Annotated in this window: 9 protein-coding genes; 2 read left to right on the top strand and 7 right to left on the bottom strand. The window is 71.9% G+C overall.

All coding sequences use genetic code 11. The features are described from left to right. Positions 1–20: 20 nt before the first annotated feature. Positions 21–662 carry a DUF6230 family protein gene (locus ACWGDE_RS32025; protein ID WP_453392541.1) on the bottom strand — a complete coding sequence of 214 codons (642 nt, stop codon included), beginning with the start codon at positions 660–662 and terminating at the stop codon, positions 21–23. Between the two features lie 605 nt (positions 663–1,267). Beyond that, a complete protein-coding gene (locus ACWGDE_RS32020) occupies positions 1,268–2,272 on the bottom strand; it encodes a tetratricopeptide repeat protein (protein ID WP_453392540.1) in 1,005 nt (334 codons plus the stop codon). A gap of 316 nt (positions 2,273–2,588) precedes the next feature. On the opposite strand from ACWGDE_RS32020, the gene ACWGDE_RS32015 reads away from it, so the two are divergent. Then, positions 2,589–3,251: a TetR/AcrR family transcriptional regulator gene (locus ACWGDE_RS32015; RefSeq protein WP_453392539.1), complete on the top strand. Its 663-nt coding sequence runs from the start codon at positions 2,589–2,591 to the stop codon at positions 3,249–3,251. On the opposite strand, the gene ACWGDE_RS32010 is transcribed toward ACWGDE_RS32015, so the two are convergent. From ACWGDE_RS32010 to ACWGDE_RS31990, 5 genes are all read right to left on the bottom strand, one after another. Next, positions 3,193–3,741: a hypothetical protein gene (locus tag ACWGDE_RS32010; RefSeq protein WP_453392538.1), complete on the bottom strand. Its 549-nt coding sequence runs from the start codon at positions 3,739–3,741 to the stop codon at positions 3,193–3,195. The two genes, ACWGDE_RS32015 and ACWGDE_RS32010, sit on opposite strands and share 59 nt — an antisense overlap. Before the next feature lie 81 nt (positions 3,742–3,822). Further along, a complete protein-coding gene (locus tag ACWGDE_RS32005) occupies positions 3,823–5,523 on the bottom strand; it encodes an acyl-CoA mutase large subunit family protein (RefSeq protein ID WP_453392537.1) in 1,701 nt (566 codons plus the stop codon). Positions 5,524–5,653: 130 nt separating this feature from the next. Continuing rightward, positions 5,654–5,983 carry a DUF3817 domain-containing protein gene (locus ACWGDE_RS32000; RefSeq protein WP_453392536.1) on the bottom strand — a complete coding sequence of 110 codons (330 nt, stop codon included), beginning with the start codon at positions 5,981–5,983 and terminating at the stop codon, positions 5,654–5,656. A 76-nt stretch (positions 5,984–6,059) separates the two neighbouring features. After that, on the bottom strand, positions 6,060–6,569 hold the full coding sequence (locus tag ACWGDE_RS31995) for a MarR family winged helix-turn-helix transcriptional regulator (RefSeq protein WP_453392535.1): 510 nt from the start codon (positions 6,567–6,569) through the stop codon (positions 6,060–6,062). Between the two features lie 21 nt (positions 6,570–6,590). Then, on the bottom strand, positions 6,591–7,877 hold the full coding sequence (locus ACWGDE_RS31990; protein WP_453392534.1) for an MFS transporter: 1,287 nt from the start codon (positions 7,875–7,877) through the stop codon (positions 6,591–6,593). A gap of 112 nt (positions 7,878–7,989) precedes the next feature. On the opposite strand from ACWGDE_RS31990, the gene ACWGDE_RS31985 reads away from it, so the two are divergent. Then, positions 7,990–8,976: a DUF5937 family protein gene (locus ACWGDE_RS31985; RefSeq protein WP_453392533.1), complete on the top strand. Its 987-nt coding sequence runs from the start codon at positions 7,990–7,992 to the stop codon at positions 8,974–8,976. Positions 8,977–9,085: the final 109 nt, after the last annotated feature.

Raw genomic sequence — 9,085 nt, 5'->3', positions numbered from 1 at the left:
CGGTCAAGCACCGGGAGCGACTACTTCTCGTCCTGGTAGCAGGGCTGGTCGCCACCGAGGAGGCGCAGCTTGAGGTCGGGCAGCTTGAAGGTGCCCGCCGTCGTCGCCCACGCCTTCTGGCGCACGTTCGACAGCACCGCGCGGTCCGCGCGCTGCGAGAACGCGTACGGGCTGGCGACCGTGCCGGCCTGCGGCTTGGTCTTGTGGCTCGCGTCGCCGACGGCGACACCGATGTCGAGGTTCTCGAACTCGGCGTCCGTGTCGAGCTCGGCAACATCCAGGTAGATGTTGTCGGCCACGGCGGGCTTGCCGGCCTTGGTGCCCGTCTTCAGCTGCAGGGTGATGTTGCCGAGCGGGGTCGGCGTCACCAGCGACTGGCACATGTTGGTGATCTCGGCGTGGCTGAACCCGGAGATGGTGACCGGGTGGTGCTGCACGTTGCCCTTGAGGTCATGCCCCTCGGCAATGCCGCCGTACTGGATCAGGTTGCGACCGTCGAGCTTGTCGGCCGAAACCTTGAAGTCCTGGCCCGAGACGGCGAAGGAGGCCGCGAGGGCACCCTGCGCCAGACCGACACCGACCACGGCCGTGGCCGCGATGCTCGGCACCATGACGAGCGCGAAGCGCTTCCATCTGGTCCCGCCACGAATCTGAGAACTCATTTTGTTCCTCCTTCTCGGACGTACATCTCCGGTCCGGGCCGTACCCGTCCTGGGATGGGAGAAGTGCTACGTCCTCGGGAAGGAGCGCAGGCGGCCGAGCCGCGGCACGACCGCGTCCGGTACACCGGCGTTCACCCCCGAGCGACAACCACTTGGCCACGCGTTCGCGCAACCTGGAGGACAGGCCCCGCCGCGTGACGGAGACCCCCCTGTCCCACGGCCGGTGCCACTGCCACCGGCCGGCCCGGTGGGGACCCTCCACCGCGGCTCCGGATGAGCGGCTCTGCGGGAAGGACCGAGCGTCGCCGATCGTGGTCCATTCGGGGCCGGGGCACAAGGGGGTTCGTTACTGGCGGGTAACGGCCAGATAACCTAAGGAAGGCATGCCGCTGTCGGCCCGCAACACAGGGTGTCACCAAGGGCCACGACAGATCGGGGGAAGAGTGAACACACCGGACAGTTCACGGGGTTCGATTTACTGCGAGTAACAGCGGCCGCGATTGCCAAGTTTTGGCAAAGTGCGGCCGCTGTTTGTCTGCGTGTCAATAAATCGCCGGTGGCGGACCGCCATCGGGCAGGTGCCCGGACGGGTGCTCCGACGGGTGTTAGAACAGCACCCGCGCGAGCGCCGTGCGCGCCGAAGTCACGAGCGGGTTGTCCGGCCCGACGGCTTCGAACATCTCCAGCAGGCGCACCCGTACGGCATCCCGGTCGTCACCGAACGTCACGCGTACGGTGTCCACCAGGCGCCCGAAGGCGTCCGCCACGTGACCGCCCGCCAGGTCGAGGTCGGCGGCGGCGATCTGCGCCGCCGGATCGCGCGGGTTCTCGGCCGCCGCGGTGCGCACCGCCTGCGGGTTCATGTCCTTGACCCGGGCGAAGAGTTCGGCCTGGGCCAGGCCCAGCTTCGCGTCGGTGTTGCCCGGGTCGGCCGCCAGTACGTCCTTGTAGGCGCGGACCGCTCCGTCGAGGTCGTCGGCGTCCAGCGCCTCGACCGCCGCGTCCAGCAGGGCGTCGTACGGGCCGGCCGGCTCCTCGGTGGCCGCCGCTCCCGCGCCCGGGGCCGCGCCCTCGGCGGCGGGGTCCACCGCGACGCCGATGACTCCGAAGCGCTCCTCGGCGACCTGGACCAGCTGGGCCAGGACCGCGCGGACCTCTTCCTCGGGGGCGAAGTCCTGGAACAGCGGCAGTGCCTGACCCGCGACCACCGCGAACACGGCCGGCAGGGCCTGGATGCGGAACTCCCGGATCAGGTTCTGGTTGGCCGCCACGTCGAGGGCGGCCAGGGCCAGGCGGCCGTTCGCCTCGACCGTGAGCCGCTCCAGCAGCAGGCTCAGCTCCCGGCCCTGCTCGAAGCCCTCGGCGCGGAAGTCGAGGATGACCGGAACCTCGCCCGAGAGCGGGACGACATGGCTCTCGAAGCGGGTCTCATCGGTGTCGAAGACGAGCGCGGACGGCGGGACGGCACCGGCGGACGCGGGCGCGCCGCCCTCTGCGGCCTTCCGGGCCGCTTCGGCCCGGGCCTGCTCGGCCTTCGCCTTGGCCTCGCCGGCCGCCTTCACCGCGGCGAGGTCGACGACGCCGCTCATGGACATGTTTCTGGGCTGCATGCGTACATCCTCCCCCGTGTGCGCGCGCCGACGAAAAAGATCGGCCGAAACGAACCGATCGCGGTACCCGTTGTGCGGTTCCGCCGTACTCCTCGTGCCGTTCGTACCCTGCTTGCCCTACGTGCTCTGCATGCTCTGCGTGCTGTGGCGCCGGGTCCCCACCTGGCGCCGGTAGCTCTTCGCGTGGTTGCCGCTCTTACGCTACGAGCCGTAGCGTAACTCCCTCCACCCTCCGGCGCCCCGTGATCGCCCCGTGATCTGAAGCACACCGCGGGGGCCCCTGATGGTTCCCCTACCGGCGGGTATGGTCTCGGCCATGCGCAACCCCAGCTCAGGCACCCCTTCCCCGCCCGGCCGCACCGGCCGCCCGCGCAGCGCCGCGGCGGACGCCGCGATCCTGGCCGCGACCCGGGACGCACTGGTGGAGCTGGGCTGGTCGAAACTGACGATGGGGGACGTCTCGGCGCGGGCCGGGGTCGCGAAGACCACCCTCTACCGGCGCTGGTCCGGGAAGAGCGAACTGGTCGTGGACGCCGTCGCGGAGCTCTTCGACTCCCTCGAACTGCCCGACCGGGGCTCGCTCGAAGCGGACATCGAGTACGTGGTGCTGCGGTTCGCGGAACTGCTGCGGCGCCCGGAGGCCCGTACCGCCCTGATGGCGGTCGTCTCGGAGTCCACCCGGGACGAGGCCCTGCGGGACCGCATCCGGTCGGCGATCGTGGATCGGCAGAAACGTCTCGTCGTACTGGGCCGCGAACGGGCGCAGGCCCGGGGCGAACTCCCCTACGAGGAGGACGAGTCCCTCGCCGGCCGCACCACGGACCTGATCTTCGACGTGATCGCGGGCACGGTCGTGCACCGGGCGCTCGTCAGCTCCGAACCCGTGGACGAACTGTGGGTGGCCACCTTCACCGCCCTGCTCATGCACGGCCTCCTGGGGTCCGCCGCCGGCCCTTCCGGCCCCGCACCGGCGGTGTGATCACCGCGGCCCGGTCGCCGTCCGACAGCGGCAGGAACTCGGCGGACCAGGCGGGAGCCGACCGGATCAGCGCCTCCGAGCGCGGATTGTGGCCCGGCCAGGGCCTCGGGCGGCCCGGCCACTGGGCCCACCGCAGGCTGTCGGCCTCCTCGGGCGGCAGCAGCCCGCAAGCCACGAGGGCGGCGCGGCCCGCCTCCAGCCCGGCGAGCCGGTAGCCGTACTCCGAGGAGTCCACCTCGTGGAAGCCGGCGTCGGTAAGCAGCACCGAGGCCGCCACCCCGTCCAGCCCGCGCACGATGCCGGCCCGCACGCAGGGCACGTAGATCTCGGGCAGCCGCCCGGCGGGCACGGCGTCGAGGACCTCCGTCAGCCCGCCCGGCCCGGGCGGCTCGAAATCGGCGGCGATGTACGCGTACGGCCCGCAGTTGGTCTGCATGACCACGCGGGCGCTCACCCCGCGGACGGGAGCGGGAAGGTGGCGGCCGGTCATGGCCGCCACCCTAGGGTGCCGGGGCGCCCGGAGCGGGGCGACTCGGGCGCCGGGAGCCCGGACCCGGCCGGTTCTCGTGCGTCAGAAGCCCGGCGGCTCCGTGTAGGTGCCCCACTCGTCGCGCAGCAGGTTGCAGATCTCGCCCATGGTGGCCTCGGCGCGCACCGCGTCCAGCATGGCCGGGATCATGTTCGACCCGTCCCGCGCGGCGGCCAGCATGGCGTCCAGCGCGGCCGTCACCTTCGCGTCGTCCCGGCCGGCCTTGCGCTCGGCGAGCTCCCGGACCTGTACGCGCTCCACCTCGTGGCTGACCCGGAGGATCTCCAGGTCCCCGGTGACCGATCCGTGGTGGACGTTCACGCCGACGACCCGCTTGTCGCCCTTCTCCAGCGAGCGCTGGTACTGGAAGGCCGACTCGGCGATCTCCCCGGTGAACCAGCCGTCCTCGATGCCGCGCAGGATGCCCGAGGTGATCGGACCGATCGGGTGCTGCCCGTTCGGGTGGGCGCGCAGCCCGCGCTCCTTGATCTGCTCGAAGATCTTCTCGGCGTCGGCCTCGATGCGGTCGGTGAGCTGCTCGACGTACCAGGAACCGCCCAGCGGGTCGGCCACGTTGGCGACGCCGGTCTCCTCCATCAGCACCTGCTGCGTGCGCAGCGCGATCTCGGCGGCCTGCTCGCTCGGGAGCGCGAGGGTCTCGTCGAGGGCGTTGGTGTGCAGCGAGTTGGTGCCTCCGAGGACGGCCGCGAGGGCCTCCACGGCGGTCCGGACGACGTTGTTGTACGGCTGCTGGGCGGTGAGGGAGACACCGGCCGTCTGGGTGTGGAAGCGCAGCCACATGGCCTTCTCGGACTTCGCCCCGTACACCTCCTTCATCCAGCGGGCCCAGATCCGGCGGGCGGCGCGGAACTTGGCGATCTCCTCGAAGAAGTCGAGGTGCGCGTCGAAGAAGAAGGAGAGACCGGACGCGAAGTGGTCCACGTCCAGCCCGCGCGAGAGGCCCAGCTCCACGTAGCCGAAGCCGTCGGCGAGCGTGTACGCGAGCTCCTGCGCGGCCGTGGCCCCGGCCTCGCGGATGTGGTAGCCGGAGACGGAGAGCGGCTTGTAGGCGGGGATGCCGTTCGCGCAGTACTCCATGAGGTCGCCGATGAGGCGCAGGTGCGGCTCGGGTTCGAAGAGCCACTCCTTCTGGGCGATGTACTCCTTGAAGATGTCCGTCTGGAGCGTCCCGTTGAGCAGGGCCGGGTCCACGCCCTGCCGCTCGGCGGCGACGAGGTACATGCAGAAGGCGGGCACGGCGGGCCCGGAGATGGTCATCGAGGTGGTGACGTCGCCGAGCGGGATGTCCTTGAAGAGGACCTCCATGTCGGCGGCGGAGTCGATGGCGACCCCGCAGTGGCCGACCTCGCCGAGCGCGCGCGGGTCGTCGGAGTCCCGGCCCATGAGGGTCGGCATGTCGAAGGCCACGGAGAGCCCGCCGCCGCCGGCGGCCAGGATCATCTTGTAGCGCTCGTTGGTCTGCTCGGCGTTCCCGAACCCGGCGAACTGCCGGATGGTCCAGGTGCGCCCCCGGTAGCCGGTGGCGTGCAGGCCGCGGGTGTACGGGTACTCCCCCGGCCAGCCGATGCGCTCGAAGCCCTCGTACGTATCGCCGGGCCGCGGCCCGTAGACGGGATCGACGTCATCCCCGGAGAGCGTGGTGAAATCGGCCTCGCGCTTGCGGGCCTTGTCGTAACGGGCCTGCCAGCGACGGCGGCCCTCCTCGATGGCGTCAGCGTCCATACCCGTGAATTTACTAGGACGTCCTAGTAAATGTCGATGGCCAACCCCCGGGAGTAGTTCCCGGGGGTGGGTGGATCACCTGCGGATCGAGCGCGGACCGGCCCGTGATCGAGCGTGGAGCGAGCTCGGATCAGGCGCGGGCGCCCGCCAGGCCGCCCTCGACGAGGGGCTCGACCTCGGCGCGGACCTTGCGCTCGACGAAGAAGGCGGCGAGCGGGATGGTGCCGGAGACCAGCACCCACAGGAGCTTGCCGAACGGCCACTTGGCCTTGGAGCCCAGGTCGAAGGCGAACACCAGGTAGATCATGAACAGCACACCGTGCGCCTGCGAGACCGCGAAGGTCAGGTCGGCACCGGTGTCGAAGCCGTACTTCGCCACCATGCAGGAGCAGAGGATCAGGAGCATGACCGCGGTCACGTAGGCCATGACGCGGTAGCGGGTCAGCACGCTTCGTTTCATGGCATCGAGCCTAGCCGTCCGTTTTGCACGATCTTGCAGCGGGCCGACGTGACGGTCCCCACCGGCGCCCGACCGCCTACTTCTCCTCGAAGTCCGCCGCCGCCACCCGCAGCGGGCGCAGGAGCGCGAAGATCTCCCCGCACTCCTCGGCGTCGTAGGCGCCCAGTCCGAAGTCGATCTCCATCAGCGCCTTCGTCGCCGCCTCGACGACCTCGCGGCCCTTGTCCGTGATCGACGCGAGCGTGCCGCGGCCGTCGTTCGGGTTCGGGCGCCTGGAGACGAGGCCGGACTTCACCAGCCGGTCCACCGTGTTCGTCACCGACGTCGGGTGGACCATCAGCCGCTCGCCGATCTTCGACATCGGCAGTTCCCCGGCCTTGGAGAAGGTCAGCAGCACCAGCGCCTCGTACCGCGCGAAGGTCAGTCCGTACGGTTTGACCACCGCGTCCACCTCCCCGAGCAGGATCTGGTGCGCCCGCATGATCGAGGTGATCGCGGCCATCGAGGGCACCGGACCCCAGCGCTGCTGCCACAGTTCGTCGGCGCGCGCGATCGGGTCGAAGGGAAGGCTGAGCGGTTTCGGCACGCACCAGACCCTACCGGGCGGTCATTTGGCGGCGGGATCCGTCTCACTCCTCGATCCGCCGGTCCGGCGCACGGCCGCGAGCAGCAGCAGGACGACCCCCGTGCCGAGGACGGCGGCGAGCGTGACGACCGCGTGGACGGGCAGGAACTCGGCGGCGATCCCGGCCAGCGCCATGCCGACGCCCTGGAGGGTCATCAGACCGGTGCTGAGCAGGGTCATCGCCCGGCCCCTCAGTTCCTCGGGGACGGCGTCGACGTACCACTGGTCCAGCCCGAGGGTGTAGGCGTGCGCCAGCCCGGTCAGCACGAGCACGGCCACCAGCAGCGGCGGGCCGGGCCGGACCGCGTACACGAGCAGCGGCAGCAGTCCGGCGGCGGCGAGCGGGGCCGTGATCCGCGAACGCGTTCGGGCGGTGAGCGCGGAGCCCGCCCACAGCTCGCCGGCGATGGCGCCGACCGGCATGGCGCACATCAGCAGCCCGAGCACGGCGGTGGAGGCGCCGGCCTCGGTGGCGTAGGGGGTGAGCAGGGCCTCGGGGACGACGAGGAAGAGCGGCGGCAGCCAGCACAGCAGGGTCAGCGCCCGCAGCCGGGGTTCGCCCAGGACGGAGCGCAGGCCGCTCAGCGGCGAGGTGCGCGGGCCCGCGGCCGCGGCGCGGGCGGGCCGGTTCCGGGTGCCCAGCCGCAGCAGCAGGGCGGAGCCGAGGAACCCGGCGGCGGTCAGCACGATCGCCCCGCGCGGGGCGAGGACGGTGAGCAGCAGCCCGCCGAGGCCGAAGCCGATGAGCTGGGCGCTCTGGGCCACCATGCGCAGCAGCGAGCGGCCCAGTACGTACGCCTCGCCGTCGCCGAGGATGTCGGCGAGGGAGGCGCTGCGGGTGCCCTGGAACAGCGGTGCGACGAAGGCCATCGCGCAGCGCAGTACGAGGAGCAGCGCGACCGGGGTGCCGGGCACGGCCATGACCGCCGCGCAGGCCGCGCAGAGCAGATCGCAGCCGACGAGCACCCGGCGGGCGGGGAGCCGGTCGGCGACCGGGGCGAGCAGGGTGCCGCCGAGGGCGTAGGGCAGGAAGCCGAGGGCGAAGGTGAGCGCGCTCATCAGGGGCGAGCCGGTGGCGCGGTAGACGAGGACGGTGAGGGAGATCTCGGCGATGACCACGCCGAGCACGGACAGCAGGTGCGCGGCGAAGACGGGCCGGAACTCGCGGACGCGGAAGACGGAGCGGTAGCCCTCGGGCCGCTTCTCGGGGGCGGTAGGGGGTGCGGTACGGGGTGCGGTGGCGGGCGTGCCCGGTTCGGCGGTGGTCATACGGGCCACCCTGGCGGCGCCTAGGCTGAGGGGACAGAGATTCGTCCCAGCCCGAATCACCGGGCACTGCCGGGCCGGCCACCCGTCCTGCCCGCATCCCCCGGAGGACCCCGTGACCTTCCACTTCCGCTTCGGCCCCGCGGACCTGCTGCGCTGCCGGTTCTCCCTCTCGCCCCGCTGGGAGACCCAGGAGGCGGTACGGGTCCTGCTGCAACCACGGCGGCAGGCCTACCACCTGCCCTGGCTCCGTGGGATCCGCGAGGCCGCCGACGGACTGGACCTGCGGCCGCTGTGGCTGCTGATGCCCGCCGCCGGCCACAATCCGGACTTCCTCAGCCCGCCCCCGACGGGCCCGTCGGTCACCTTCGAGGAGGAGCTCGTACGGGTCCGGGCCGCCGATCCCGAAGCGGCGCGGGAGGACCTGCGGCGCTCCCTGGCCTGCACCCCGGGCGCGCTGGAGAGCGCGGCCGGGCGCCGGATGCTGGAGGATCCGGCGCGGGCGGTGCGGGAGCTGGCCGATCTGTACGAACGGGCCTGGGAGGTACTGGTCGCCCCGCACTGGCCCAGGCTGCGCTCGCTGCTGGAGGCGGACATCCTGTTCCACTCGCGGCGGCTCGCGGCGGGCGGGCTCGAGGAGCTGTTCGACGGCCTCCACCCGGACCTGCGGTGGTCCGGGAACACCCTGACGATCGACCGCCGCAACCACCACGACCGCTCGCTGGACGGCCAGGGGCTCCTGCTCATGCCGAGCGCGTTCGTCTGGCCGGAGGTGGTCGGCGGGTACGACCCGCCGTGGCAGCCGACGCTGGTGTACCCGGCGCGCGGCATCGGCGCGCTGTGGACGGCCCCGGCCGGACCGGCCCCGCGGGCCCTGGCCAACCTGCTGGGACGGGCCCGCGCCGACGTGCTGTGCGCGCTGACCGAACCGGCCTCGACCACGGCTCTGGCCCACCGCCTGTCGCTGGCCCCCTCCACGGTCTCCTCGCACCTGAAGGCCCTCAAGGAGGCGGGCCTGCTGATCTCCTCCCGCCACCGCCACCAGATCCTCTACGAACGCACCCCCCTGGCCATCGCCCTCACCGGCCCGGACGGTACTTGACCCGCAGGCAATCCCAGGCCCGCCGGCGTTTGAGGCGCAGCCAAAATGAGGCGCAGCCAAAATCCAGCCCCACCGGCGTTGGAGGCGCGGGGTCCGGGGCGGAGCCCCG

This window comes from Streptomyces sp. NPDC054956 (genome assembly GCF_053609185.1).
Note: the sequence above shows the minus strand (reverse complement) of the source record. Positions and strands in the feature narration are given on the sequence as shown.

What these genes read in the sequence shown, in the direction of transcription:
- ACWGDE_RS32025 (WP_453392541.1), bottom strand. Translation starts at nt 662, where the DNA reads ATGAGTTCTCAGATTCGTGGCGGGACCAGATGGAAGCGCTTCGCGCTC.
- ACWGDE_RS32020 (WP_453392540.1), bottom strand. Translation starts at nt 2,272, where the DNA reads ATGCAGCCCAGAAACATGTCCATGAGCGGCGTCGTCGACCTCGCCGCG.
- ACWGDE_RS32015 (WP_453392539.1), top strand. Translation starts at nt 2,589, where the DNA reads ATGCGCAACCCCAGCTCAGGCACCCCTTCCCCGCCCGGCCGCACCGGC.
- ACWGDE_RS32010 (WP_453392538.1), bottom strand. Translation starts at nt 3,741, where the DNA reads ATGACCGGCCGCCACCTTCCCGCTCCCGTCCGCGGGGTGAGCGCCCGC.
- ACWGDE_RS32005 (WP_453392537.1), bottom strand. Translation starts at nt 5,523, where the DNA reads ATGGACGCTGACGCCATCGAGGAGGGCCGCCGTCGCTGGCAGGCCCGT.
- ACWGDE_RS32000 (WP_453392536.1), bottom strand. Translation starts at nt 5,983, where the DNA reads ATGAAACGAAGCGTGCTGACCCGCTACCGCGTCATGGCCTACGTGACC.
- ACWGDE_RS31990 (WP_453392534.1), bottom strand. Translation starts at nt 7,877, where the DNA reads ATGACCACCGCCGAACCGGGCACGCCCGCCACCGCACCCCGTACCGCA.